The 25917-nt window shown below is 37.3% G+C and carries 22 protein-coding genes and 1 pseudogene; 7 read left to right on the plus strand and 16 right to left on the minus strand.

Annotation, left to right across the window (positions count from 1 at the left end):
- The first annotated feature begins 35 nt into the window (after positions 1–35).
- Positions 36–578, plus strand: coding sequence for a TrmH family RNA methyltransferase (locus H4J59_RS00965; RefSeq protein WP_182236006.1), 543 nt, complete (start codon positions 36–38; stop codon positions 576–578).
- A gap of 112 nt (positions 579–690) precedes the next feature.
- Here H4J59_RS00965 and H4J59_RS00970 read toward each other — a convergent pair whose 3' ends face one another.
- From H4J59_RS00970 to H4J59_RS00990, 5 genes are all read right to left on the minus strand, one after another.
- Positions 691–1161, minus strand: coding sequence for a DUF1499 domain-containing protein (locus H4J59_RS00970; RefSeq protein WP_182236008.1), 471 nt, complete (start codon positions 1159–1161; stop codon positions 691–693).
- A gap of 213 nt (positions 1162–1374) precedes the next feature.
- Positions 1375–2601 (minus strand): FAD-dependent monooxygenase, encoded by a 1227-nt coding sequence (locus tag H4J59_RS00975; RefSeq protein WP_182236010.1) that lies wholly within the window; start codon positions 2599–2601, stop codon positions 1375–1377.
- A 303-nt stretch (positions 2602–2904) separates the two neighbouring features.
- On the minus strand, positions 2905–5469 hold the full coding sequence (locus tag H4J59_RS00980; protein ID WP_182236012.1) for a TonB-dependent siderophore receptor: 2565 nt from the start codon (positions 5467–5469) through the stop codon (positions 2905–2907).
- Between the two features lie 530 nt (positions 5470–5999).
- Entirely contained in the window at positions 6000–6857 is an 858-nt protein-coding gene (locus tag H4J59_RS00985) for a sensor domain-containing diguanylate cyclase (RefSeq protein WP_182236014.1), read from the minus strand.
- Between the two features lie 225 nt (positions 6858–7082).
- Complete coding sequence (locus tag H4J59_RS00990) at positions 7083–7946, minus strand: S9 family peptidase (protein WP_182236016.1); 864 nt, start codon at positions 7944–7946, stop codon at positions 7083–7085.
- A 216-nt stretch (positions 7947–8162) separates the two neighbouring features.
- Here H4J59_RS00990 and H4J59_RS00995 point away from each other — a divergent pair, with 216 nt between their 5' ends.
- The 3 genes from H4J59_RS00995 (at position 8163) to H4J59_RS01005 (ending at position 10726) form a co-directional block, all read left to right on the plus strand.
- Positions 8163–8588 (plus strand): hypothetical protein, encoded by a 426-nt coding sequence (locus tag H4J59_RS00995; protein WP_182236018.1) that lies wholly within the window; start codon positions 8163–8165, stop codon positions 8586–8588.
- Between the two features lie 28 nt (positions 8589–8616).
- A complete protein-coding gene (locus H4J59_RS01000; protein WP_182236019.1) occupies positions 8617–9492 on the plus strand; it encodes a sulfite exporter TauE/SafE family protein in 876 nt (291 codons plus the stop codon).
- Between the two features lie 292 nt (positions 9493–9784).
- Complete coding sequence (locus H4J59_RS01005) at positions 9785–10726, plus strand: lipid A biosynthesis acyltransferase (protein WP_182236021.1); 942 nt, start codon at positions 9785–9787, stop codon at positions 10724–10726.
- A gap of 256 nt (positions 10727–10982) precedes the next feature.
- Here H4J59_RS01005 and H4J59_RS01010 read toward each other — a convergent pair whose 3' ends face one another.
- On the minus strand, positions 10983–12323 hold the full coding sequence (locus H4J59_RS01010) for a ferric reductase-like transmembrane domain-containing protein (protein WP_182236023.1): 1341 nt from the start codon (positions 12321–12323) through the stop codon (positions 10983–10985).
- A gap of 800 nt (positions 12324–13123) precedes the next feature.
- Complete coding sequence (locus tag H4J59_RS01015) at positions 13124–14101, minus strand: transposase (RefSeq protein WP_182236025.1); 978 nt, start codon at positions 14099–14101, stop codon at positions 13124–13126.
- Positions 14102–14348: 247 nt separating this feature from the next.
- Between H4J59_RS01015 and H4J59_RS01020 the strand changes: the two genes are divergently transcribed.
- Positions 14349–14594, plus strand: a complete 246-nt coding sequence (locus H4J59_RS01020) for a hypothetical protein (protein ID WP_182236027.1) — start codon at positions 14349–14351, stop codon at positions 14592–14594.
- A 734-nt stretch (positions 14595–15328) separates the two neighbouring features.
- Here H4J59_RS01020 and H4J59_RS01025 read toward each other — a convergent pair.
- The 3 genes and pseudogenes from H4J59_RS01025 to tnpA all read right to left on the minus strand — a co-directional run.
- Positions 15329–15535: a hypothetical protein gene (locus tag H4J59_RS01025; RefSeq protein WP_182236029.1), complete on the minus strand. Its 207-nt coding sequence runs from the start codon at positions 15533–15535 to the stop codon at positions 15329–15331.
- Between the two features lie 119 nt (positions 15536–15654).
- Positions 15655–17076 (minus strand): Fic family protein, encoded by a 1422-nt coding sequence (locus tag H4J59_RS01030; RefSeq protein ID WP_220469676.1) that lies wholly within the window; start codon positions 17074–17076, stop codon positions 15655–15657.
- 297 nt (positions 17077–17373) lie between these two features.
- Positions 17374–17607, minus strand: a pseudogene (gene tnpA, locus H4J59_RS01035) (IS66 family insertion sequence element accessory protein TnpA); the annotation flags it as partial.
- A 352-nt stretch (positions 17608–17959) separates the two neighbouring features.
- Here tnpA and H4J59_RS01040 point away from each other — a divergent pair.
- Positions 17960–18193, plus strand: a complete 234-nt coding sequence (locus tag H4J59_RS01040; protein WP_182236031.1) for a hypothetical protein — start codon at positions 17960–17962, stop codon at positions 18191–18193.
- Positions 18194–18356: 163 nt separating this feature from the next.
- Here the strand turns inward: H4J59_RS01040 and H4J59_RS01045 are convergent, their stop codons facing one another.
- From H4J59_RS01045 to H4J59_RS01065, 6 genes are all read right to left on the minus strand, one after another.
- Positions 18357–18788 carry a DUF1643 domain-containing protein gene (locus H4J59_RS01045; protein ID WP_182236033.1) on the minus strand — a complete coding sequence of 144 codons (432 nt, stop codon included), beginning with the start codon at positions 18786–18788 and terminating at the stop codon, positions 18357–18359.
- Between the two features lie 116 nt (positions 18789–18904).
- Positions 18905–20137: a Shedu anti-phage system protein SduA domain-containing protein gene (locus H4J59_RS01050; protein WP_182236035.1), complete on the minus strand. Its 1233-nt coding sequence runs from the start codon at positions 20135–20137 to the stop codon at positions 18905–18907.
- Positions 20138–21481: 1344 nt separating this feature from the next.
- A complete protein-coding gene (locus tag H4J59_RS01055; protein ID WP_182236037.1) occupies positions 21482–23758 on the minus strand; it encodes an ankyrin repeat domain-containing protein in 2277 nt (758 codons plus the stop codon).
- Entirely contained in the window at positions 23751–23966 is a 216-nt protein-coding gene (locus tag H4J59_RS01060; RefSeq protein WP_182236039.1) for a hypothetical protein, read from the minus strand. The genes H4J59_RS01055 and H4J59_RS01060 overlap by 8 nt, the downstream gene beginning before the upstream one ends.
- Positions 23967–24019: 53 nt before the next feature.
- Positions 24020–24145, minus strand: a complete 126-nt coding sequence (locus H4J59_RS19240; RefSeq protein ID WP_259369334.1) for a hypothetical protein — start codon at positions 24143–24145, stop codon at positions 24020–24022.
- Between the two features lie 120 nt (positions 24146–24265).
- Positions 24266–24943, minus strand: a complete 678-nt coding sequence (locus tag H4J59_RS01065; RefSeq protein ID WP_220469677.1) for a DUF2971 domain-containing protein — start codon at positions 24941–24943, stop codon at positions 24266–24268.
- Positions 24944–25044: 101 nt separating this feature from the next.
- Between H4J59_RS01065 and H4J59_RS01070 the strand changes: the two genes are divergently transcribed.
- A complete protein-coding gene (locus tag H4J59_RS01070) occupies positions 25045–25434 on the plus strand; it encodes a hypothetical protein (protein ID WP_182236041.1) in 390 nt (129 codons plus the stop codon).
- Positions 25435–25917: the final 483 nt, after the last annotated feature.

The raw sequence follows: 25917 nt of genomic DNA on the forward strand, positions 1-25917 counted from the left end.
ATAAGTCGTCATAGTAAGTAATCAGAGTAGAAATAATGCATTCAAAAATACAACTTAGCAAAGAAGACCTTAGAATAAGCAAGCCAACTCGAGATGAATACTTAACCAAGCCAAAAATTCCTTTGGTCGTGGTACTAGACAATGTCACTAATAGCTACAACATCGGTGCTTTTATTCGCTTGGCTGATGCTTTTGCTATCGACAAGGTTATTGTTTGTGGCGCGCTCACTATTTCAGATAAAAAGATGAAAAAAGCCTCTAGAAATGAAGCTAAATGGGTTTGCGTTGAATATAGCGATAATACCACCTCAAGTTTACAAACTTTATTGGATGAGGGTTATTCAGTTTATAGTGTTGAACTATGCCATGAGTCAGTTGATTATACTGATGTGACTTACCCTGCTAAGTGCGTATTAGTTTTAGGTAATGAACGTAAAGGCGTGAGTGAAGCCGCATTAAAACTAAGTCATCAACAAATACACATTCCCATGTTTGGTATGGGTAACTCACTCAATGTTTCAACCGCTGGCGCGATTGTTTTAGCCGAATGTGCTAATCAAATAAGAAAAAAAAAATAAGGCTAGCTGCTGTAAAAACATGCTATTGAGAGCCAAATACTGAAAAATTTTGCAATCAATGGGAGTCTGAATCTATGACTATGACCCCATTGATATTCTGATCCCATTGATATTACATTGAATCAGACCCGCTGATATTAAGTGTTTTAAATTTAAGTCGAATTGTTTCAATACGCTCTCGATTAACGTTAAAGTCTGAATAACCCACTCTAGAGCCTGAGCGAACATGTATGCTGGTATCTTTAGACTGTGTTTCTGGGAAATAAAATTCTACATCATCAACAAAGCCAAACATTTTAGACGTAAACTCAGCCCTAACATAGTTATTTTCGGCCACTGTGACCTTTGAATTTTTTAATTCATTAACAATGTTCACAATATCGTTTTTGATTTCTAACCTCTTGTCCTTAATAATAATGGGCTTGATATAGTGCTTTTCATTATTTGAAAAGCTACTAACACAATTAGGTTTATCTGGACATTGGGTTAATTGCCCATTCTCAATACCTAGGTTTGGTGCTTTTCCGGCACAACCCGTTAACAAGATAAAACTTGTGAAAACAACTTGAGTGAGTTTATTCATTGTGCAGATCCCTTAAATTAATAAACTAATATAAACTAATAATAACGTTAAGCGCGCCAGTTAATCATAAGATTAAAAAGCCTATGACAAATATACGACTTAAAGCATAACTCTCTTCTTTGGAACGTACGAGTCAGTTAAGTTACTCGATTTTATTATGTATTTATTGTAGCACGCTAACGACATTGATTTTATTAACACTCTATCAGTTATCTATGACTCTGAACCCATTGATACTGACTCCCTTGATAACTGCTCAACGATATTATAGGCATAGATAGAGTCGAGCTTGTTCGCTGCGATTCTATCGCTAAGGCCAATACGGGATAATCCTGAAACAAGCGCTAATTTGGCCTGTTCCATTGGCGAACTCATATGATACAAGGCGGCATTTTTACGGGCATTAAGTTGAATGTTACGGGTGCGTGGTAAACGTATATTTTGATAACTTTGCAACGCGTTTTCACTATTGGCATCACGAGATAAACAATATGCCAAGGCATAGCTATCCTCAATGGCCATCGCTGCACCTTGAGCTAAAAATGGCAACATGGGATGGCATGCATCACCTAAAAGTGTGACCTTTCGATCTGACCATAGTTCAAGGGGCTTTCTGTCGAACAAAGCCCATAAAAAACACTGCTCTGTTGCACTTAATAATTTTCTTATTTCAGGATGCCAATCACTAAAAGTCTCGCGCAATTCATTGATATTACCGGGCTCATTCCACGATTCTTTTTGCCAATCTTTACGTTCTTGCACGGCAACAAAATTGATTAAGTCGCCGCCACGCAGATAATAGCTAACGAAATGTTTGCCCGGTCCTACCCATAGGTTGGCATTGGGTTTAATTAATCCTTTGGGGAGTTTACTTGCTTCGACCACACCACGCCAAGCGACTTGTCCAGTAAATTCAGCTGGTTTTTTGCCTAACATACATGCTTGGATATTTGACTTGATACCATCTGCACCGATTAACAAGTCAGCTTCGATACTGTCATTGTTGTCAAATTCAATGGTTAGATTTTGCTGGGTTTGCTGGTAACTTTGAATAGTTTTACCTAAGTGAATAGTTACCTTCATATTTACACAGGCATTATACAGCGCCGTATGTAAATCAGCACGGTGAACATGCAGGTAATCCGCACCATATTTTTGTCTGGCGTTATCCCCCAAAGGCACAGTAAAGTATGGTTTGCCCGTTTTATAATGACGCATCACTGCTGCATCTGGACTAAAAGCCTTGGCTTTAACTTCGTCTGCTATACCAAGTGTTTGTAATACATGCATGGCATTAGGGCTAAGCTGTATGCCAGCGCCTACTTCGCCCAGTTGAGAGTTTCGTTCGTAAACAGTCACCTCAAATTTGTTTTTAGCCAATGCTAACGCGGCGCACAAACCACCAATACCAGCACCAGCAATAACAATTTTTTTACTCAAAATAATTATCCTAGGATCTAGACTTTCCTACCCCTCAGTTGGGTCCAGTATCAATGAAAAATCAACAACATAAATGACTCCATTGATAGCTAACCCCGTTAATAATTGAGGTAAGTCGGTAAGGTTATTAAAAAGCATTGGGAAGTAATGAAGAATAAATTGAATTCGTTAATTAACAAGCTAAAAATATGGCTCAAAATTCGTCAACCTCCCTTAGACGCTTATGCCATTAATACTTGTTAATTATATCAATGTAAAGAAAAAGCTTGAGCAGCGAATACCACTCAAGCTTTTAGATTACCGCTAAAAAGTTACACTAATTTTTCCATAAACATATCGTCCGGTAAAACCGAAAGGCGAAAAGCTAGAGTAAGAGAACAATCGAGAAAAGGTGGTTACATCTTCAACCAACTCGCGCGTTGTATCAGGGTAAACATCAAAAATATTATTCGCCCCTAAAGTAAACTTAACGCTTTCTGTTAACGCGTAACTCACATCAAGATCAGTCACCCACTTTTCAGGTAACACTTCATTGCGAGCAGGGTTGTCAGATGGGTCTTGTGTTTCACCATAACGTGTCGTTCTTAGCGTGGCATACCAACTATCTTTATTCCAGGTTGCACTAAGGTTCAATTTACTTTTTGGTGAGCCAACTTCAAATCGACGCAATTCATTACCAGAAAATAAATTATCCTGATCAAATCCTGCATTTTGTAATACCGTTGGTGGATCGATAACATGAGTTACTTCATTTTTATTGTAGTTAAAACCGGCATTAAGTAATAAATTACCCCTCTCTGCCATATCCATAGAATAGGTTGCAACTACATCAACACCTTTAGTTGTACTATCGATAGCATTTAAGAAAAATCGTGCACGGTTGGCACCACTACCTGCTAATAAAGTCTCTACTTCAGGGCCTGATAAATTGTTTGATAAGACAATGCGATTGTCAATATCAATGCGGTAATAGTCTACCGACAAGCTAAATTCAGCCAATGGTGTCCAAGTAAAGCCGCCGCCAATACTCATGGCATCTTCAGCGTCTAAGCCCGGAGAACCTAGCGCCTTAGCCACATTACTGTTTGGCGAAAATGTACCTGTTTCTGTTGGTACAGCATCAACGAAAACTGTGGAAATAGAGGTAAAATGTTGTTGCTGTAAAGAAGGGGCTCTAAAACCTGTTGAAGCCGAAAAGCGCAGTGCAAACTCATCAGTTAATGAGATCCTATTAGCAACTTTACCACTCACCGTAGAGCCAAAATCAGAATAATCTTCATAACGTGTCGCTACTGTTAAATTCCATATTTCAGTAATATCAGCTTCTAGATCAATATAGGCACTGACATTATGACGGCTATTGTCGCCTGCTGATGCGGGTGTAAATCCAGGGAAAACTTGTGAGCCCGCAGAGCCAAATGGACCATTTATCGGATCAGTTACCGCACCGCCACTACCAAAAGTACCACGTTCGTAAGATGCCGTTTCACCGGCTTCAATTTGATAGCCCTCGTTTCTATATTCAAAACCAAAAGCAACATTGAGGCTACTGTCAAACATATCAACATCGACTTCTTTGCTAAAATCTGCATTTAATGTCAGTTGATCATAAGTTAATGTACCGGCATCAAATTCAGTCTGGCTCGACGGACCAAATGAGGTATTTAAGCTATTAGTGACGCCAAATTGAAACTCATCTTTACCGTAAACTGCTGATAAATCATAATTATAATCATTGATATAACCGCGTACTCCGGCAGCTAAAGAATAATCAGCAATATCTGACGTAATTACCGGTAAAAAACCATCAGGGTAAATACTTTGTATATTACGACTGTCTTGTGCGCGGCGATAAAATCCACCTCCCTCACCTTCTCGGCCGCTATAAGAGCCAAAGGCATAAAGTTCAGCATTTTCGTTAAGGTAGTAGCCACTATTAACAAACAGTGCGATGTCGTCCACCTCGCCATTCCCGTAGGTGTGATTATATCTATTCGTTGTTAATTCGCGTGGGTCTAGACTACCGTCATCAAGTCGTGCGTAATTTTCTCGTTGGTCATAATCAGCGCGATTGGCCGCATGGCGATTACGAAGCTCTGCTGATACATTGACGAAACCATCTTCACCCAGCGCAAAACCTGAGTTAACTCTTAATGTTAATGTTTGACCATCAGTGACTTTGCGATCCCCACCCTCAACAAACGCTAAGTCACCATCATCACCAACACCCACTGACTTTAAAGTGGGCACTCCATCCATTGTAGAGACATTAGCACCATAGGTTACCGATGCTGAGCCGCCACTATTAGCACTTTTAAGGACAATATTAATGACGCCAGCAATGGCATCTGAACCATATTGAGCCGCAGCGCCATCACGCAATACTTCAATTCGCTCAATGGCATTAGCAGGAATGGCGTTCATATCGACAGCTGATGAACCTCGTCCAGAAGAACCATTTAAATTTAATAAAGCACTGCTGTGTCGACGCTTACCATTAATTAATACTAAGGTGTGATCCGGTGCCAAGCCTCTTAATTGTGCAGGTCGAACATGGTCGGTACCATCGGTAATTGAAGGTTGAGGAAAGTTAAAGCTGGGGAGTAATGTTCCTAAAATTTGATTGGTTTCAGTAAGCCCCGTATTCATAATTGCATCAGCGTCTATAATGTCGATGGGGACAGGGCTATCTTCAACACTCCGCCCTAATCGTCTTGAGCCAACAACACTAATTGTTTCTATGTTTTCATCCACCTTAGCCTCTTCTGCCAAAGCACTCGGGGTAAATGCCATTGCTGATAAACCAGATAAAGCGATAGCTGATGTAATTAAGCTTAGCTGTGATTTAATATTTTTAATCTGTATCATTGTATTATTCCCATAGTAATTAACTCTCCATTTTGTTCTATTATCAATCAGTTGTTTTTATGTTATCGACTTGTCTATCAATCTATCAATATCATCAATGGGGTCAGAGTTAACAATATCAATAGGGTCAGAGTTAATGACTTTCATTAATTATTTATTTACTTTCATGATATATAAATGATTTTTTATCAGCCCCCTAGTTAAGGGACATGCTTTTCTACCTGTTTGTTGTGCTATTTGAGCTTAAAATCGTTCACTACCTAGCACCAAGCCTTATTTGTTGCGTCTTGTATTTTAAGAAATTTTTTGGTGAAATGTACTGGTGAAATAATGAACAATAAGTTCGGCGAAAAATCATAATTGACGATTACTGCCGCGTTGAGCAACATGTGGTGAAATATTAGGTAAATTTAAACGCGGAAGTCTTGCTATATTATTCACTAATCCATGTGAACTAAATTAGCGTTAAACCTAATTCACTAGTAGCCAAGTATCAATGACTTTGACCCCATTGATACTTAAGTTGGGCGTTAGCTTGAGTTTGAAATATGCACTTGGTTTCGCCCATTGTTTTTACTCGCATAAAGCGCAATATCTGCCTTCTTAAGTATGAGGGAACGATCATCTCCCGCTTTAAATAAAATAGCACCAATACTTACTGTAATATTTTCCCCTTCAATAACGACTGAAGAGGCGACTTTCCCACAGACATAATCAGCTTGTCGTCTAAGTTCATCTGCTCCTTTGAGATCATAAAGGAGAATCACAAATTCTTCGCCACCGATCCGAAAAACTTTACTAGGAAATTCAATAATTTTTTCTAGTAAGTTACCCAACTTTATTAATGCGTTATCGCCCATATCATGGCCTAGTTTATCGTTGATTTTTTTGAAAAAATCAACGTCCAAAATAAGCATCCCATAGTTAAATGTTACATCGCTCTTTAATATGTTAGCTATATCATATTCGAATTCCCTGCGATTACTTAATTGTGTTAATAAATCAGTTTTAGATAATCGATCTAGCTCATGTTCAGCAGTAGTGTCTATAACCACTCCGGTGAAACCTGCAACCTCTCCCTTTTCCATCAAAGGCTCGTAAATTGCGTAGCAATAGTGCGAGTTACCATCAAGTTTAGTGAAGGAGGTATTAAATTTAACCGTTTCACCCGTCAACACTTGGTTGTAATGCTTCAAGTTTCCATTAAAACCTTCTAGTCCAATAACTTCTGATATGTGTAATTCAACGGCTTCTTGTTGAGATATATTATGAATTTTTGAAAAGAATGGATTGATATAGGTGAACTTTAAATTTTTATCTGCAACGTAACATAGAATAGGAGCTGTCTCTACTAACTGCTTAAAAGCTGTGGCTGCATTTTTATTCATACAGAATCCTTATTAATAGAGAAAGCTAACATCTCATTTATGATGAAAATAAAATCTACATGTTTTGATACAATTTATCAAACATTTATATTTTTAATAGGATCTATTTATTATTGATAGGGGGGAGGACGCTATACTTACGTTGTAAAAACCGAATAAAACGAGAACTGCATCAATGGGGTTAGAGCCATTGATGCTGACATTAATACTTACATTTATGCTTATTTATCGACAGTTTGAATTTAAAAATTCTTCTGTTACTTTAAGAAGCTTTGAACGGTTATTATTAAAACTATGATCGTCTTTGATCAACCTATAATTTACATTATTACCTTTGACTTGACGCATGGCGTTAGCTAGAGTATTTATCTCCGCAATTGGGATAACGTCACTGTCTGCGGGAATAAATAGTATGGGACGAATACCAATTTCATGAGCTCTGGTGATTAAATCTAATTGCTCCCCCTTCTCGACTAACTCTCTAGTGGCAACCTCACCAGACCACCCACGCAGCATAAACAACGAATCTGCATACGCAGCCCACATATTTTTAACTTTTTCATCGTCACTTTTAAATGTAACGCCAATATTTGCCCCGTCGTACACCACACCACAAGCAACTTCAGGATTATCAAATAGGCCTGCAACCGCCATGTGTCCACCCATGCTGTGCCCAATATAGGATATTTTATTAGGATCTATTTTAAACTTCTTGGCATTTTTGGCTTGTTGAAAGAATTTCGTTACCGCCGTTACATCTTGCTCCGAGCCAGTAAATGAAAAATCACCCTCTGCCCCCCAAGCGCCTCTATAATGGAAAAATATTACATTCCACCCAGCGTCTCGCATGCCTTGTGCAACATCCAAATTTTTCTCATTCCCAGGATATCCATGTAATAATATAATGGTAGGATGAGGCCCCTTACCCTGCGCACCGTAATAAATAGCAGGTAAACGTTGACCATCAGATAACAGGGTAACTTCAGCAGAGTTCTTTGGATAGACCTCTACTTGGGCCGGTTCAGGTTTGGCGTGAGCACAAAAAGAAACACTCAACAGTAGACTGACTAAAACATAACGATAACTCATGGCAATTTCCATTAGCAGAACTTCAAATAGTAAGGCACCAAATATGACACAGTAAAGATATGTTTGACTATATCTAAGTAATAGCCTTTGCACAAAAAAATTGATACTGGATGAAAGAACTTTCGTGACTCATTTATTGAAAATACCTACCATCAGCAATAGGGAGTCGCTAAACTAGCGTTTTTAGTTTTTAGTTTTTAGTTTTTAGCGAGCATTATGACTACACCCTTTTCTTGTCCCACTATGTTTACTTCAGACAAAGCTCATGCCGCTGAATGTTCTAGTGAGCTTATGACCTGCGAACATGCAATTTCGGCTTATTTTAAAGCTATTTTTCTGTCGCTGTTTGGCATATCATTAGTGCTATTTACTGACATAAATCTATACGCTGCCTGGTTTTTGTTTAGCCTAAGTATACTTAAAGCCATTAGTGTTTATTACCAAGAGCCTTACGGGTTGGCACGACAAATGTTAAGTAAAGTCGCTAAAAGTGACACCCGCTTAATCGTCAACGACCTCAATATTTCAACGCTCACCGCAACTTCAAAAGCTTGGCTGAATAGCCATATATTAGGCAAAAATTATGCATTTAATCGCGGTTTATCGACACCAGCCATCACTTTTATCGCTGGTGAACTTTAATGACTTTAATTCGTCAACTGTCATCTAGATGAATAATCCTATTCGTTTATCCAATGCAAAATTTATCTGTTTATTTTTCGGCGCCTGGTTACTTTGGTTTTATCTCGCCCCAGCTAAAATAACTGAATTAATGGATTACGCCTTATTCAGCTTGTTAGGAATAATAGGCGCTATTTTTGCCAACGCAACGGGCGCTGGTGGTGGTGTGGTTTTTATTCCCATGTTCAAAGAATTAGGCTTTACTGATACTCAATCAGTTGCCACTAGCTTTGCTATCCAGTGTTTTGGGATGACCGCGGGCGCGATAACATGGTGGAATCACTATCAAACTGAAAAAACGGATCTGCGTTTATGGCAAGGTTTTAAACGCATTATTGTGATCACCAGTATTGCCGCCATAGTCGGCATTGGAGCCGTTCAAAGTTTTGGTATTGCATCTCCCTCCTCTTTACATCATAGCTTCAGCTGGTTTTCGTTAATATTAGGCTGCGCCATTATTTTAACGGTTTATGCTATTAAGCCCAAACGCGAACGTAGCCAAATTAAATGGTTTGATTGGTTAGCCTTGTCAGTTATTGGTTTAAGTGGTGGCGCCATCACGGCGTGGTTGTCTGTGGGCGTGGGTGAATTACTGGCGGTATATTTAATTCTTCGCCGCTTTGAGATTAGCTTGGCGGTCTCTGCTGCGGTTATTGTTTCAGCAATTACTGTCTGGACAGGTATTTGGCATTATACTTTGGTTAATTTTCAGGTGTATTGGCAAGTGGTCTTATTTGCCGGCCCTGGCGCGATAATCGGCGGTATTTTAGCTAAAACACTAGTCACTCATTTGTCAGCGACCAAGCTCAAGCTTTTTTTCGCTTTTTGGCTAGTTGTTATTGGCCTCGTTGGTCTTGAACTATAGTTTTTACTCCTAGCTAAAAAATAGTATTAAACCTCGCCCGTTCCAGTATCTTAGGTATAGCTGTCAATGGGAACTATCAATGGATATTATTATAAAGGCTAAAATTGAGTATCAGCTGGTAGAGAAATTATTAGCCTTTCCATAACCATATATGAATAATTGTTGCTGATATATTTTATTGTATTTAATCGCTGCTATTGTTAGCCTACGCAGAAATATACTCCTAGTAATAAAAAAGACAATCGTACAACTAGTATGGTGTTTATTTAGTGGCGAACCCTTAAGAGAAATTATGACAAGTCAAACCAAGTTGAATCAAACTGAAGATGTAAATTTGCTTAAATTTGAATACTTACATCCACAATATTGGGGAACTTGGTTCCTGATTAGCTTTTTATATACATGCAGTTTTTTACCGTTTAAGTTGCAATGGCAAGTTAGTCGAGGTTTTGCTTTTTTGGCTTTTCATCTAGCCAAAAGCCGTCGAAATGTTGTTCAGGTTAATGTAGATATTTGTTTCAGTGAAAAAAGTGCTGAAGAAAAAAGTGCCTTAGTAAGAGCTATTTTCCATGAAAACATGCAAGGTTATCTCGACAGTGGTACGTCATGGTTTCGCAATATAAACAAATTTAAATCCCGTATTGAAGTTCGTGGCCAAGAAATTCTTGAACGTGAAAATGCTAATGGTACAGGCATATTATTAGCGGGAGCACATTTTAGTATTCTCGATCTTGCCGGAGCATTAACAAGCTTAGTTTGCGATTTAAATGTGAGTTATCGACCTTTAAACAATAAATTGATGAATGCAGTAATGATGCGTGGTCGTTATCGTTTTGTTAAAAATGCTTATCACAAAAAAAATGTTAAAGGATTTATTAGCTGTATGCGCCGTGGTGAAATATTGTGGTATGCCCCTGATCAAGATTACGGTAGAAAGCACAGCACCTTTTCACCCTTTTTTGGACGAACAGCTGCCACTATTACGGGTCTAACTTTTTTAGCCAAAGCGGGTAAGGCAAAAGTTATTCCGTATAGTTATCATAGAAAAGGGTACAGCCAACAATACGTATTAGAATTTTATGAGCCATTACCTAACACAGGTTGTGAAGAAGAAGATGCTGAAAATTATAATACTTGGTTAGAGTCGGTTATTCGTCAATACCCTGCTCAATATTTATGGCTTCATAAACGCTTTAAAACTCAACAGAATCCCGAAGAACCTAGCCCATATTAGTCGATTAATGGGGTCAGCGTTAATGATTTTCTAAACGCGTAGTCTTGCCAAATTATTCACTAATCCCTCTAAGTTAAGATAGGTTAAACTAGGTTAAGTTAACGTTAAACCTAGTTTACTGTTAGTCGTTACCAATGACTCTGAGCCCATTGATAGTGAATTAGGTGATGAACGCCTACCCGTTTACGGCTCAATTTGATCCTTGAATTTTTAACTGATTTGATTAAACATCAATTAACGTATAGTGAAATTTTCACTATCTCATATCAAATAACTCTTGATGAAAGTCATCGTTTATAAGCCCTTTCTTTAAGAAGCCTGCGCGCAATTTTTTGCCAAACTCTTTTGGTCCGCAAAACCAAATAGTTGAATCTTGCCAATCAGGTATTTGGTCGCATATTTGGTCTGTGTTTAATAGTCCGTCTTTATTAGCGACTAAAACATGAAGTTTTACACCTGCCACCTCTGAAGAATTTTTGAGTGCGTTAATGAAAGATTCATCAGGTTCGTTGGTGCAATAAAACAAATCTATACATTTACTAGTTTGTTTATCAGTTTTTTTTGCAGCTAAAGCCTCAATACGGGCGATAAATGGCGTAATACCTATCCCTCCTGCAACCCAAATTTGCCTAGGTTTACCGTTACTAAAATCAAACTGCCCATAAGGCCCTTCAATTTCAACCTTGTCTCCTACTTTTAAAATACTCGGTAGCGTTTTTGTATAGTCACCTAGGCCTTTGATAAGAAATTCAATCCGAGCGTCGTTCTTCCATGCTGATGATATAGTAAAAGGATGAGGCCCTTCTGCTTTATCAAAGGTAACAAAGGCAAATTGTCCGGCCTGATGCCCACTCCAACTATTTTCTAGGTTAATACTGAGACCCAATACTCGATTGTCACTGTGATAGTTTATATTTTCGATGTTGCCCACAGAACGTCTAGAAACACCAATTTTTCGTAACAAGGAGAGAAATGCAGCAACGGTTCCACCAATCATTAATAATGCCGTCAACCAAGCTATGCCCTCATCCCAATAATCAACTTTCATAAGTATGATCGAATGAAAAACTAAAAATAGATAAATAACAGCGATAAATCGATGAGTTTTGAAAAAGTATCGATACGGAAACCATTTAACCAAGGCTAAAACAATAAATAATATCAGAGCATAAAAGGCCCATTCACCTATTGATTCAGCAAGACCATGTTGTTCTTTAAAGAAAAGTAATAGGGTGTTCGTTTCTTCATTTGATCTATGACGAGCAGGCTTAGCCATTAAGCCCCAGCCAACTAACCATTTGGGTACCATTGCCCATAGATAATGTAAAACTGAAAAGATAAGCCCTGTGACGCCCAACCATTTATGTAAACGATAAGTTTTATCAAGCCCACTAAGCATAGGTTCAATAATAACAGGGCGAATTGCCAAGATCATACCAATACTCATAACAGCAATGGCCATAATACCGGTGTAGCTGAGCATAGATTTTCTCAGCGGAAAAAACTTATATGATGAAAATAGTATGGGGTCTGCAAGTAACCAAAGTAATGTTAGAGACAGCAGAATGATAAAATAGATTAATTTGATATTTTTCATGTGGAGAATACCTTTTCTACAAAATGTAAAACAGAGGCTGCATTCGTTTCGTTATGCCATAAGAAATTTAAATTTCTTTATCAAACATAGTATAAAGTCAGCAAGATGAAAATTTTGATCTCCAAACTAATTAGCATTATTAGCCTTGAATCTTCAAGCTAATTTTATACGCTGCACTTGCGTGATTCTTTGATCGCAAACTTGTTTTAGCAAACAAGGAATGAGAACAGATCTACTAATGAGCTATTTTATTCTTAAAATATAGGAGAGTCATGGGCAGAGTAAATTTCTAAAATACGTAGCTAAAATACGTAGCCACCCATTTTTTAAAGTAACAACATAACCCTTTCTATTTGAGTTGCGATCACCTTTTATCATCTTCACAACAAGTAAATTCAACAGGATGATTTAACCAATTAGCATTCGATGGCCAATCCATCAGAAATATGGTCGATTTAAAACAGCAGAAAAGCTTGATATAAATCAAGCCTAAAGTGACGTTATGGGATTTAAAAGTTAGCGTTTAGGCACAAAACCAGCGCTGGCAGTTTGCTGCGCCTTGTCGTCGCTTTCGCTCTGAAAAAATACGTAGCCACCCATTTTTTAAAGTAACAACATAACCCCTTCTATTTTAGTTGAGATCACCTTTTATCATTTTCACAACGAGGAAATTCAACAGGATGATTTAACCAATGAGTACTCGATGGTCAATCCATCAGAAATATGGTCGATTTAAAACAGCAGAAAAGCTTGATATAAATCAAGCCTAAAGTGACGTTATGGGATGTAAAAGTTAGCGTTTAGGCACAAAACCAGCGTTGGCAGTTTGCTGCGCCTTGTCGTCGCTTTCGCTCTAGATGCTCACAATATTCCGTTAAAGCAGGTAAAGCCCCGACAGCACCTTTAAATAATGAACCAAACTCTGTGGTGATTTTTAACCAGTTCTCGGCGGGAATGTTTAGTCTATTAAGAATAGCTTGGCTGCTTGAACTAATTACACCACGCTTATCCTCTCGAATAATTCGCCCGGTATCTTCAACCAGCGCTATGTAGTCTTTTACATTGAACATTAAACCATTAGGCATGTTTACACGCTCATTCCCCACAAAAGGCAATAATTCTGCTGGTTGTTGACCCTTTATCGCTGAGTTTATTCGGCGTTGAATGCTGGTGTAATCTGACGTTTCTGGCATGGAGGCCATTTTGGCGCGGATAGGATTCAAGTCGACATAAGCCATGCAGCTCAGAACTGCCGCTTCGTCTAGTAGCGCTTGGGATTTAAACCGTCCTTCCCAAAATCTGCCAGTGCACTTATCTTCTTTATTGGCCATTCGGGCAATCGGCTCACTCAAGGAGCGCATAAACCAACTGATATCGACTAAGCGTTGTCGGTATTGCGTTATACAATCATTCACTGTTTTACATTCAAATTTGTTTAGGTCTTCACCTTTAACAAACTTCTGTGTCAGTAATGTCCCTTTAAAGCCTTTGTGCCATTGCATAATCACGTCTTTATCTGACCAGTGTTTTACTTTATCTGCATCGACTTTAACGACTACATGCAGATGATTGCTCATGACTGCGTAGGCACATATATCAATGGCAAAGATGGTGGCAAGTTCAAGAATACGAGAATCAACCCATTCCCGCCGATGTTCAAAATCCTCACCTGTTGAGTTATCGATACCACACAGAAAGGCTTTACGTACCACACGCGAGCAACAGTGATAATAAGGTGTGTCATCTAAACTAACAATGGTTTTTCTTGGTCTGGCCATCTTTAATTACCATTTTGAAAGGGTAATTAAAGCGTAGCTGAGTGTACGTTATTTAGCCAAAAAATATGGGTGGCCATGTTATTTTTAATGTTATTTTTATTATTTATTGTTTTGCCAATGGCAGTGTTAGCAATGAAGATAACTCGAAGCTTTTGATTGACTCTAACCAATCGGATATAATGTCATTGGGGGAAGTTGTGCTAGCAAATCAAAATTGGCCTAATGTAGTTAAAGGTAAAAAAACTACATGCATTTAGATTTGGATAAAGGAAGTAGATATTCTACCAAAATAGCTGCACGTCCATCGTTAAAGAGGCTCAGGAGAAAAGATGAAAAAACAGTAATAAGATACAACGAAAAATCACAAAAAACTATAATTAAACTGAATGTGATGAAGTCTTTGATACGAAAGCAGCAGCGTGGTAGCTTGCGCGATATAGATGGTTGTGTCAAAACCGTTAGACCTGTGATGATGGTTTTTAAAGCACATTAACCTTTTGTGTTAAGCGATTAAAACTGAGCACAGAGCCAATAAAGCTCACGCGAGAACTCTGACGTTTAGCTGAGCATTAAGCGTATCAATGCGTTCATACTAAAAAAAAAGGAATTTATGATGACAAAAAAATACAACTTACGACTATTAATTAGCTGCAAAGTAATGCCGGTAGAATGGCGAACTCAGCGAACTATCAGTAACTTGGTTACAACTGAAGCTATCAAGCTATGACTGGCACACAGTACTTACCTCTGCACAAGTGCGACCGATGCGACGACTACAACGTATACGACTTCTATAGCGACTCTTGTACCTGTTCTTTATTTCTTGTAAGCCTTGAAAACAATGAAGAACATGAAGTCTACGCGCATGATAGTACGTTGGCTGCGTTAAAATATGCAGAGTCCTCGAATATCGATAATGACCAGTATCTGATGAACGCCACCATCGTTGTTACAGTTAATGGCGAAGACTTCACTATAGGCGCTGAGCCTAAAGTCAACTACTTTGCAAACAAAGTAACGGTTTCCGATGATTAGGCTAGACAGTAGAAAAGAAGTTAGACGAGTCCTTGTGAAAAAGTAACACCAAGCAAAACTAAAATACAAAATAAGTTAGGCCAAAAGAAAGCTCAAATCATCAAAAATTTGAGCTTTCTTTTGCTATAGATTCAGGAGTAATGTTTAGTTTTGCACGTTACGCTGAAATTGGAAGTTAACGATAAGCATCGTTCATGAACAGTTCCAGTCTAACAAAACCACGTCAAGTGTCGCTGATTCCCTGACATTAGCAATAAAGTCATTCATGATAATTTTGGCATGGTCGAGGCTTTGATACTGAGCCATTATGTCGAACCAGCTGTCGTCTGACAGCATTGCTACCATAGTTTTAAACTGACAGCCGCCATCCTCATATATTGCCACCAATAAGTTAGACATTTATCTGTCACTATTAACGGATATTAAGTATTACTAATGTCCACTTTGTATCTAAACGAGCATGGATAAATACATAGCCACCCCATGTTGTTTAACTAGTGGGTTAGAGCTGAAATTTTTTAGTTAGCGCTTTTCCACTCAATAAATATTCTTTCTGTGATGCCTAACCCAATAATTGAGCCTTCATGCAGTTGTGCAAGGTCACTGAGTGTCATACTGATAAACTTATCTTCTGATGGAATATTATTATCTATACAGTATTGCTCAAGATATCGAGTGGCCGTAGCCTCATCAAGTTTTTGGCGAATAATATGGCCCATCGCAATTTTTCTACCAGCTCGATATTGTATTCGGTAAGTATCTATTTCACCCAATAACTCAGTTACAACATCATACTGCTCACATGAGCGTAAATATGCCCATTCAAAAAGCTCAAGCGCAGGCCCAACCTGGTTTGTCTCGTAGAAATACAACAAAGACTTAAAGTAGTCTTCTTGGGGGACATCAATAAAACTCAGAGGACACAAATTATGCTGAATGAATGGAATATTACACGACAGTCGAGCAGTGCGTTTATTTACGTCTTCAAAGGCTTGTAAGTAAGAAAGGTGTATCAATAAAAAAAAGCTCTTTTCAAATGGATCTTCAATTTTATCTGCTTTACGCAGGATAAGTAATAAATATTCTTCTAATTGTTGAGGATTGCTTATAGGCGTATAGGCTGACTGGCTAATACCCACTTCCACTTCTCTAATATTCCCGCAAGCCTTTGGGTTTGCTAGCAAATCTTGTGATAACAATGAGTGAATATTTCTGATTGTAAATGGGATAAGTACAATTTCTTCTGCATTTTCAATTAAGAATTCTATCGCTTCCTTGTGATTCATTATCATCACAGTTTCTTTGTGAACTTTACCTTCAGCCGTTAAACCTTGCTCTATCAGCTTTTGCGTATCGATTTTTGAATACGTATTTCCTTCTAATCGACTAGAGTTATAGGATAAGTCAATCAGTAATCTCTGACTGATTTTTTTAGCGTATGTACCTGCGGCAAACTGTTCATTAAACCGCTTGCCAGCTTCATACAATCGAACTCTCATTGTCTCAGGCACATACTGAGTTTGATTAGGAATATAGTTATCGACTAACGCAAATTGGTAACTCGATCTTTTTCGAGCATAAGAAGGTGTATCTAAATAACCCAATAAGGACATCGCATCACTCGAAAAGATAGGGTTTTTGTCTTTATCTTCGCTTTTTGTCCTTACATTTTCCCCATAAGTGTCCTCAACCTGTTCCTTAGGGACACTTTTAAGTTCATTTATGTCCTTATCGACATAGTACTTAGTATGGCTTTTCTCCCCACCAGATAACAGCAACCCTTCTTCAACCATAGACCATATGCGTCTTTGCAAGGTTTTCTTGTTAATAGAGAGAGGAAGTGTTTTCTCTATTTCGCCTAGCCTCATAGGCTCACCTATTTCAGCAATATGGGCTAAAATTGATGATTTTTCTTGTTCAAGAAGTGCTTTTTTACTCATAACTTAAGGACAAAATTAATGAAACTGTCCTTATGGTACGCCTTAAAGGACAAAAATCAAATCCTTAAGGACAAAGTCAGCGTCCTAAAGGACAAAAATAGTGATTTAAAGGACATTTTCATACATATTTTGTCCTTACAAGATAAAAACAGACAAGTAAAGACAGTTTTATATTTTTCTGTCCTTAAGAAGAAAAAACAACTTAAGATATAGGGGGGAATAATCGTAAGCGTATAGGTAACGGCACTACCTGCGATCAATATTCCACGGTAACAGTGGTTCAAGGTTGTTTGGTTGCTCGGCGGTTAATGAAAATTCAGTGTCGTTGATATGACTATGACTTGGCCATTTATCTGACGAACTCACTTTTGACACGTTTAAACCTGAGGTATTAAAATGCTTTTGCCAACTATACAGGGTTGAAAGGTTAATGCCTTCTTGCTCTGCAAACTTTCGAACTGACAAGCCACTTTGACTGAGCTTAGTTAATATTGCTGCTTTAAATTGACTTGAAGACCTTTGATAATCCACTTGCTTTAACTTACCGCACCCTGTTTATTTATAAAATTAATTGAGGCGACAACAATCCTGACACACGGGATTGGCATGGCTTATTGAGTAAAGCGGAATAAAAAAATTTAACTTATGACTATCTTTTAATGCCATTTAAAAATGGCTGATATTTTTGGCGATTAGGAATAACAATAAAAACGAGTGATAGAGTGCCAGTAGGTCGAAACATATGACTATGCACATACTCATAATAATTGCTTAGCTCATCGGATTGGTCCTTTCCGTACATCGAACCTATAATTGTTAATACTTTTAACATTGACAGTCTTTTTTTGATGTCATACGTCTATCATTACTGGGAGATCTATATATGTCATCATCATACGAACGTCGTGGACGCGTCACATCAAACGAAGTATACAATGGTCTCACTTTGATCCAGCATTACGAGGTTGACCAGCTGGAGCGCTTTGGAGCGATGCTTCTGTTTGTGCGTAATGGCTACCATGGCGATGTGCTTGCTGTACTACGAAACCAAAAAAATCTGATAGCCGTTGATTTTGACGGTAGCGTCAAGTTCCAACCTAAACTTACTCTGCGTTAATAACGCTATACCTTATTGTTATATTCAATAATAAATGCATATCCCGCGCGACAACCTTTGGATAAAAATCTTCTAAACAGCACAAAAGATCTTCGGTCTCATACGATCAAATTTAATTAGAAACGACTAAGAGAAGTTGTTAAGACATATCAGCCACGGTTTCTTAATATAGCCAAAAATAAACGTTCCGATTGAAGATGAACGGCAGGAATGAGTTGAAGCAGTTAAAGATATAGCCAAAAAGGTTGGGTGGCCATGTTATTTTGGGTGGCCATGTTATTTTTCTTACAATGGCAGCACCTTTTGAAAGCTTTGTAAGCCACATATCATTTTCAGCACCAATTGGATCATTATGGGATTTCATATCGCTTGGCTCAGTTGCACGATAGGCAAATAAATTTGCCATGCAAACACCACCATAACCCCAAGATTTCGCGAAGTTTATACAACGAGTAATAGTTGGATCATTTTCGAATTCATCTGCGGTTGAAGGGTTTAAACCAATAATCATTGCGAAAGGCTTTGAGTCATCCCACGTTCGCCACAATGCGAATCTATAATTACGACAACTTGATAATTTAGCATCAGTTTTCAATTTACACTCCATCCTTGATTGGGGGACCAACGCCTTACTAAGCGGCGCGAAATTGTTGGCCAAAATTGCGAGGAACGAGCGCTAGCCAACTGTTTAGCGTCCGTTTGAGTAACTTGTTATGCCTTGTAAAACTGTACGGCTACCCCATCGACTAAGTCGTCAAATGTTAATATGTCTATATCTTTATAGTCATGCATTATTTCTCGCCATACATCGGAATCAAAATCATTTCTTCTACCAACCACTAAGACCCTACGAGGCTTATGAACTTTAAAGCCATACTTCTTTTCAAACCATGTTCGATTATTTGGATCATCAAAATAGCTTGAGTAAACTCGCGTTTGAGATATGTAGGAATTAAGCCATGCTCCAAAAGTCTCTCTGTTCTTTGTACCTACAACAGTTTTTTTAGATAAGTGAGGAAGTTTAAATTCAATGATATCTGCGTATCCATTGGGCTGCACTACAAAAAAATCAGGTCTTATATTATTTTTATTTTCGCTCTGCCATTCACAAGTTAGCTCCGAGTGAATTTCAGTTGCACCAAATTTCATCGATAAGATAAATTCGTTGTCTTTTTGAGATAAGAAGTTAGTTATATCTGTTTCTGAGCTATTGTCATCTCCCCATTTTTCGATGAATTTATTTATTTTGGGAAGTTGTACAGCCCTATAATCTTGGGGCATTGGATAAATATAACGGGCATCATGTTCAACAAAACGCTGCATTGGTGATAAATTAAATGAAATTATTTCTGTTTCATCGTCATTTTCTTTAAATTTAATAGGAATCAAATCTAACCACTTAATTCTTCTTGTTTTTAAACCTGACTCGTCCGCATCAAAAAACATACCGTTAATTATACGAGTAAACTGTCCATCTGTTGGTTCCGGACATGGAGTGTTAAACGCCATAATGCTATCTTGGGCGGCAAAATTCCAGCCGAGATCTGAGAGTTTGTCCCAACCCCTATTTGTTGGTAATAATAAATCCTCGTTTATCGGAGGAAGAGGCATTCTTATTCTTCCTGTAGAGTCATATTCAAACCCGATGATTAACTCAAGTAGATTGCAATCTTTAGTTGAATAGTCATGGTATTGAATTTCAATATTTGATTCTTCTTTTAACTCTGTTAATGATTCAGAACCTATATATTCGACACCGATGTGAGTTCTGCCAATATAAATTACAATCTTCTCATGAGCTAACAAGAAACCCGTTACTGTTTTTATTAGCTCAGGGTTATTCTTAACATAATGATATATAGGACCTAAGTGATTTCTCATTAGCTGTTCTAAGAATGTCATTACTATTGGTTTAATCGATGAGTGGACTACTTTTTCAGACATACATTACTCGTTGGATGTGGAGAGGCATAACAATTAAGCATTTATCTCTTGTCGAAGCATGAGAGATAAATGTCCTGTTGGACTGAGCCGTTCTCAGAACGTCTAAGTTGGCACTAGTTATGCAATATGGGTATTGTTTTTCAGGGGGACTTCGAGTTAAATAATTTCCTTTTTAAACACTCTTCAGCATCAACTCTGATTCGATCAATCCATTATCTATTTTTCTACTTTAGTTCACCCTGTAACCTATTACTACCTATTTTTGACGCGCAAGATGTGACTCCCACAACGAAACAGACTATCAAGAAACAAACGATTGCTTGAACAGTTTCTTTACATGCCTCCAAAAGTGAGTGATGTAGCAAGTTAAGTGTGGCTGGAATACAGAGAAATGTCAGGGAGCTGCACTCCCCGCGAAGCGGTTTAGTTCACGTCTTAGTAATACTCGCATCATAAATAACATTTAATTTACATTAATATCCCATACTTTCAAGGCATTAGAAACTAGTAATGCTAACTCACATGTATATTAGGGCGTGTTACTAAGACCTCTCAGTAATACAACCTGAACAAAGGCAAATAAAAACCAATAAATTCAAATATTTAAGTGCATTTATTTAGTGTTTATTATAATAGATGGTGTGTTACTAAGACGTCTTAGTAACACACCTCGAAAAATAATATAGACTCCCATATAAAAGGGCATTACATCGTTTAAGCTAGTAGTTAATTCATTAGAAAATATATGGCAAGATTTTTAGCTGGAATTTCTCCAATGCGCATGGAGAAGACGTTTTGGATCATACTATCGTGCCTGCATATAGATGAACGCAACTTATTATTCAGATGGGTAACCTTCAAATGGCTTTGTCTAATACCACTTTCATTAAATTTGTGATCTTGTTGTGCGCAGAGAAAATGCATCAGGGCAAGACGCTTGATTGAGCAATAGCTGGCTATTGTGATTGAGAGCACCGTAGTCTTGGTGTATTTTAACCAGCACAAGTGGGCAATAACTTAATGAAATTGGTATAAACTTGAAATACTTTGCAGAAAAAAGGTAATACTAAATATATTGGGTCATAGTTAACAAATAAAAAGGCGAACCATTTCTGATTCGCCTTTCAATATTCTTTAGTTAGAGTTTCCAACTAGATTAGCGGTTTCCAACTAGATCTGATCGGTTTCCAACTTGAATAGTCGTGATCAACTGAGGATCGTTAATGAAGTTGGTTAATTCAGGGGCTGTTTATTTTAAGGTTTTCACTACTTTCTAATAATGGAAGTTGGTTAATTCATCAGGAAAGAGTTGTGAATACTAAGGCACTTTATTAATTAAGTTGGTTAATGAAACCCTGCCGTATTTAGCTCCTTTGGAAAGGCAAATTTAATATCATTCAATAGTGCTAAAACAAGTTTTGAATCAAAGTATTCAGCTATATCCCAGCAATCCACAAATTTATGAGTATTCTTGCAAAAATAAGTCTTTCTTGGGTTCCCTTGTTTAACTAACATTGTTTTGAAAATATCGACCTCATCCAACTCAGCAGCTAACATCATGGGTGTGTACCCCTTGATAGGAGATGAATGTTCTGAATTAACATCAGCGGATACATCTATCAGATATTCAGAAATTTCCCTTAGCTCCTCTATACCGTAGTATTTTTCGACCCTTTCTTTTTGAAGGTTGATTATAGAATTCATAGCTTGTTGAAAAATAGGATCTCCATTTTGTTTACCTAAAGCACTAGCTTGATGATTCAAGCTAAAGCCAGATATACCAGCTGTATGTCTTCTATATGAGTCTAACACTTCAGGAGTAACTTCCATGCTAAGTTGCTCTTTCCAATATTTTGAAGGGTCCTTAATCATACCAATTAGCTTAATACACACATTAAGTGCCGTTTGGTTATCAGTCATTCCACGTTTATCAACATCTGCCCCCATTTCAATAACTTTCCTTACAATATCAAGACGTCCTGATTGCACAGCAGATATTATCGCAAGTAACTTTTTCTTTTGAGTTGTTTGATTAACAATATCCTTATTATGTATGACTTTACTTACCTTATGAAAAAAGCTCACATCCAAAGATGCATATGGAGTAGCAAGTACATCCATACATTCTAAACTCATTATTAATGGGGTATCGCCTGAGCTGCTTGAAACATTTACAGAAGCCCCTTCATCCAAGAGCTTACTAACAACCGCCTTATCTTCTTGATATATAAACCAAGCTAACTGAGGCCAAGTCTTTTTCCACGTTTCTCCGACTTTAACTTTTTTATTTACGTTATCGTAATCAGGGGTAATATCTTCATTCCCCATAGATAAAATAGGCCCTACTTTTGCTTCTGGCACTTCTCTAGATGTATTAGGAAATGCTCCTATATCAGGGAAAACCAATTTAAATCCTGCTCTCCAATTCTCAATCTCCCATTGTTCAATAAAGTCTGAGAATTTATTTGAGGACTTGGTTTTGTTTATTGATGGAATATCATATTTGAAAGTTAATAGTGCGCTTTTCAATTTCTTAAGAAATACGCGATCTGGAGACTTAGCACATGAAGCAACAACTAACGCCTCTTCAATTATAAACTTTTGATTTATTCCCGCTCGAAATAAACAACTATCAAATGCTGATTTATATAACTCTACAGCTTTTACCAAATCACCACTGAATACCGCCCATCGAGCTTCATGCCAATCTATCCAGTATGTAATATGGTAACCTTTTTCATCGTTATAGATTGCAGCTCTTAGCTCATTCAGAATATCCCTAAAGTGCTCTTGTGCATTAGTATCTTTGGAAACAGTTCTTTTCAGCCCTTGTTGAACAACTGAGATTTTCGGCAATATTTTTGATGCTTCAAGCTTAAAGAGTTTTTGAGTCTTATAAATATTTTTGCCAACATCTGAATCACTATTAACTCCCCATGAACTAAGCCGACAAGTTTCGATAAGGTTAGCTATATCATATTCACGATTACTTCTATCCATAACCGAAGCTAACCATAATAATACTCGAACTCTTACCCAATTTATTTGCTCAGGTAAAGGGCCGTTTGACCATGACTGAATTAACCCTATTGATTGAATTGAGGGTATATGGTCTTCGTTTTCCCAACTCTTAACTTTATCTCGATTTACCTTATCTAACCTTTCTACAAATTTTGACCAACCAGGTTCTTTGTCTTCTATCCATTTCAGCACTTGTGGTATACAGCTATTATCAAATGAAAAAAATAAAATTGGATTTGGCCCTGAGACTAAGGACAGCTCTTTAGTATAAGAGCTTAAAATATTTTTAGAAAATGTAGAGCTTGATAATATATCTAGCATTTTCTTTCGACTAATACCGTCAGCATAAATGTTTGAAATTATCGAATTGTACTCATCAAAAAAATCTGTGATATAACTTTTGATTCGAGTCGCTAAATCTTGTCCAAGGTATTTTGAGATAGGCAGGAAGGCTTCTTCTATTAATTCTGAAACCTGGCAAAAGTCTGCCGATTTATCGAAAGCTTTATCATCAAGAGTTTTATTTGAATTTTTTACACCAAAGCATTTAGACAAAGCTCTCACAATTTCTATATAAGTTGGATAGGGAAAGTTAGGCATAGCTGCACTCCTTGCAAAGTATTGTTCGAATATCACTTGAAAAATTTTTAAATGCTCGCCTATCGCTTGGAGACGAAGGCACTGTTATCTTTTTTCCTTTAGGAGTTAATAAAGCTCCATGTTTTTTTCTATTCTTATATTCCCAGCCAAGTTTACACAATTTTTTAACTAGTTTGTTTATATCTTTATCACTACTAAATTTTCGCATATTTATATCCTTAAATAGGTGCGGTTAAAACCGCACCAAAACGCTATTAATCCTTACTTACCTTTTGGTACGCTATTTCCACTTCCTTTAGGTACACCATTCCCACGACCACCGCCCGATGGACGGCCGGTTTGACTTGGTAGGTTTGGAATGATTGGAGTACTTTTTGATTTAGACATTGTATATTTCCTTTTGGTTAACCCTGTATTGGGTGTTAGGAGAATATTTTGTCTAGGAGGTTTTAGCGAGAATCTGACTGGCGAGATAATTTTTAATTGCTTTAAGGGATAAATCAGAAGTTATATAGCATTGAATTTTAATCCAAATGTAGATTTATTTAAATCTGCTTTGTAGTATTTAACCTTTTTGTTGTTGATAATTTTCTGGACTAAGTTGATATCCTGCATCTCTACTTTACAACCGAAATAAACAGCTTTGAGAGGTGCTGGCCAAGGGTATAGTTGATTTCCCGCTTCAACAATATGTCTCCATTCATCTTCATATTCCCAGTGCTTAGATTTAGCGTACAGTATTCGCCTTTTACTAGACATTTTTTTATCACTATCTAAAAGTGCTTTTGGGGTTAACGTAGGATGATTATCAGTGTAATGAATAGGCCGCGTTTCAATATCATTTGCTAATTTATTTCCAGATTCACGGACAAATTCCAAGCACATACTGTAATGCTCATCTCCGTAATGCGACCACATCAATAAATTTTTATTACTTGACGCTAAAGATAGTATTCCAAGCTCTTCAATTTCTTTTTTGAATGTCTCCAACTTACTTTTTAAAGATACCTTTTTAGTCACAATTGCATCAGACATGTCGTTACCAAAGACTTCTTTTAATTTATTAGCGTCGAGCTCTTGTTCGTATGTATAAACTCGACCATCTATATAAAAGCGAGTGTCAAATGGATCATTAAAACTAGCTGGTTTGGCATACCACAGTTTGCCTTGCGCAAGAGCATTCAACTGATTTTTGCCAATTGGGTAGTACTTGAATAAAGACTTTATCTCAGGGTGTTTCGTAAGCGTATAGCTAACAGCACCTCCTGTTAGCTATACGCTTACGTTTGAGCAGTAACGATTTTGTTAATGATGAAATTAAATGTGCTATAGAGCCATTGAATTCAGTATGCCTAAGTGCTCCACGAGGACAGACAAAAGAAGTTGTGCGTGATTTTTTTGGTGAAGTTAGAGGTTCAAAGTATGTACATAGAAAAGCAACCATTCATGGAGTTAAAGGTGAAACCCATGATGTGACAATGTTGATTTCAACGGCTAGATATGGAGGGCAACCGGGTTCTCACTGGAAAAGTTGGCTAGGTAGTCCAGACACAGAATCTGCAAGGTTTGCTTATGTTGCCTCTTCTAGACCACGACATCGATTGATATGGGCTGTAAAGAGCCTTAGTACAGAAGAAATAGAAAAGTTTAAAAAGCTAGGTTTTCATGTCTACTAAAAAATTTTATACCTAGCCCTTAAAAGAGTAACCGAGGTTTGATGAAAAGCAGTTATAAAAAAAGACAAACCTCAGTTTGTCTTTTTCTTTATCAAATTAATGAAAGTTAACCAACTTCATTAAATCGTTAACCAACTTAATTAATGATCCTCACAACAATGTCATATCGGAATTAAGTTTGTAAAACAGAGAATTATAAAATCATAAACTTAAAACCATTACTTTTTAATTAAGTTTGTAAAACCATAATGTAAAGTCTTTGAATTATAGCTATAACGCTTAATTAAGTTTGTGAAAGCCTATATTATTAATAACTAGAATCTTATTAACTTTCAGTTTTTTAACAAAAACTCAAAACCGACTAATTAAGTTTACTATCACTAATGCCACAAAGTGAGCGTTACTTTTCTCAGTATTGACAACTATTTAGTGAGTTTCAATCTGATGTCTTAAAATTCAATTTAGTTCAAGAACCTTCACTTA

Source organism: Colwellia sp. MB02u-10 (assembly GCF_014077185.1).
Taxonomy (GTDB): domain Bacteria; phylum Pseudomonadota; class Gammaproteobacteria; order Enterobacterales; family Alteromonadaceae; genus Cognaticolwellia.

What these genes read in the sequence shown, in the direction of transcription:
- H4J59_RS01040 (WP_182236031.1), top strand. Translation starts at nt 17,960, where the DNA reads ATGTCATCATCATACGAACGTCGTGGACGCGTCACATCAAACGAAGTA.
- H4J59_RS00980 (WP_182236012.1), bottom strand. Translation starts at nt 5,469, where the DNA reads ATGATACAGATTAAAAATATTAAATCACAGCTAAGCTTAATTACATCA.
- H4J59_RS19240 (WP_259369334.1), bottom strand. Translation starts at nt 24,145, where the DNA reads ATGTCTAAATCAAAAAGTACTCCAATCATTCCAAACCTACCAAGTCAA.
- H4J59_RS00985 (WP_182236014.1), bottom strand. Translation starts at nt 6,857, where the DNA reads ATGAATAAAAATGCAGCCACAGCTTTTAAGCAGTTAGTAGAGACAGCT.
- H4J59_RS01055 (WP_182236037.1), bottom strand. Translation starts at nt 23,758, where the DNA reads ATGCCTAACTTTCCCTATCCAACTTATATAGAAATTGTGAGAGCTTTG.
- H4J59_RS00970 (WP_182236008.1), bottom strand. Translation starts at nt 1,161, where the DNA reads ATGAATAAACTCACTCAAGTTGTTTTCACAAGTTTTATCTTGTTAACG.
- H4J59_RS00965 (WP_182236006.1), top strand. Translation starts at nt 36, where the DNA reads ATGCATTCAAAAATACAACTTAGCAAAGAAGACCTTAGAATAAGCAAG.
- H4J59_RS01015 (WP_182236025.1), bottom strand. Translation starts at nt 14,101, where the DNA reads ATGGCCAGACCAAGAAAAACCATTGTTAGTTTAGATGACACACCTTAT.
- H4J59_RS00990 (WP_182236016.1), bottom strand. Translation starts at nt 7,946, where the DNA reads ATGAGTTATCGTTATGTTTTAGTCAGTCTACTGTTGAGTGTTTCTTTT.
- H4J59_RS01020 (WP_182236027.1), top strand. Translation starts at nt 14,349, where the DNA reads ATGCATTTAGATTTGGATAAAGGAAGTAGATATTCTACCAAAATAGCT.
- H4J59_RS01030 (WP_220469676.1), bottom strand. Translation starts at nt 17,076, where the DNA reads ATGAGTAAAAAAGCACTTCTTGAACAAGAAAAATCATCAATTTTAGCC.
- H4J59_RS01050 (WP_182236035.1), bottom strand. Translation starts at nt 20,137, where the DNA reads ATGTCTGAAAAAGTAGTCCACTCATCGATTAAACCAATAGTAATGACA.
- H4J59_RS01025 (WP_182236029.1), bottom strand. Translation starts at nt 15,535, where the DNA reads ATGTCTAACTTATTGGTGGCAATATATGAGGATGGCGGCTGTCAGTTT.
- H4J59_RS01010 (WP_182236023.1), bottom strand. Translation starts at nt 12,323, where the DNA reads ATGAAAAATATCAAATTAATCTATTTTATCATTCTGCTGTCTCTAACA.
- H4J59_RS00995 (WP_182236018.1), top strand. Translation starts at nt 8,163, where the DNA reads ATGACTACACCCTTTTCTTGTCCCACTATGTTTACTTCAGACAAAGCT.
- H4J59_RS01060 (WP_182236039.1), bottom strand. Translation starts at nt 23,966, where the DNA reads ATGCGAAAATTTAGTAGTGATAAAGATATAAACAAACTAGTTAAAAAA.
- H4J59_RS01005 (WP_182236021.1), top strand. Translation starts at nt 9,785, where the DNA reads ATGACAAGTCAAACCAAGTTGAATCAAACTGAAGATGTAAATTTGCTT.
- H4J59_RS01000 (WP_182236019.1), top strand. Translation starts at nt 8,617, where the DNA reads ATGAATAATCCTATTCGTTTATCCAATGCAAAATTTATCTGTTTATTT.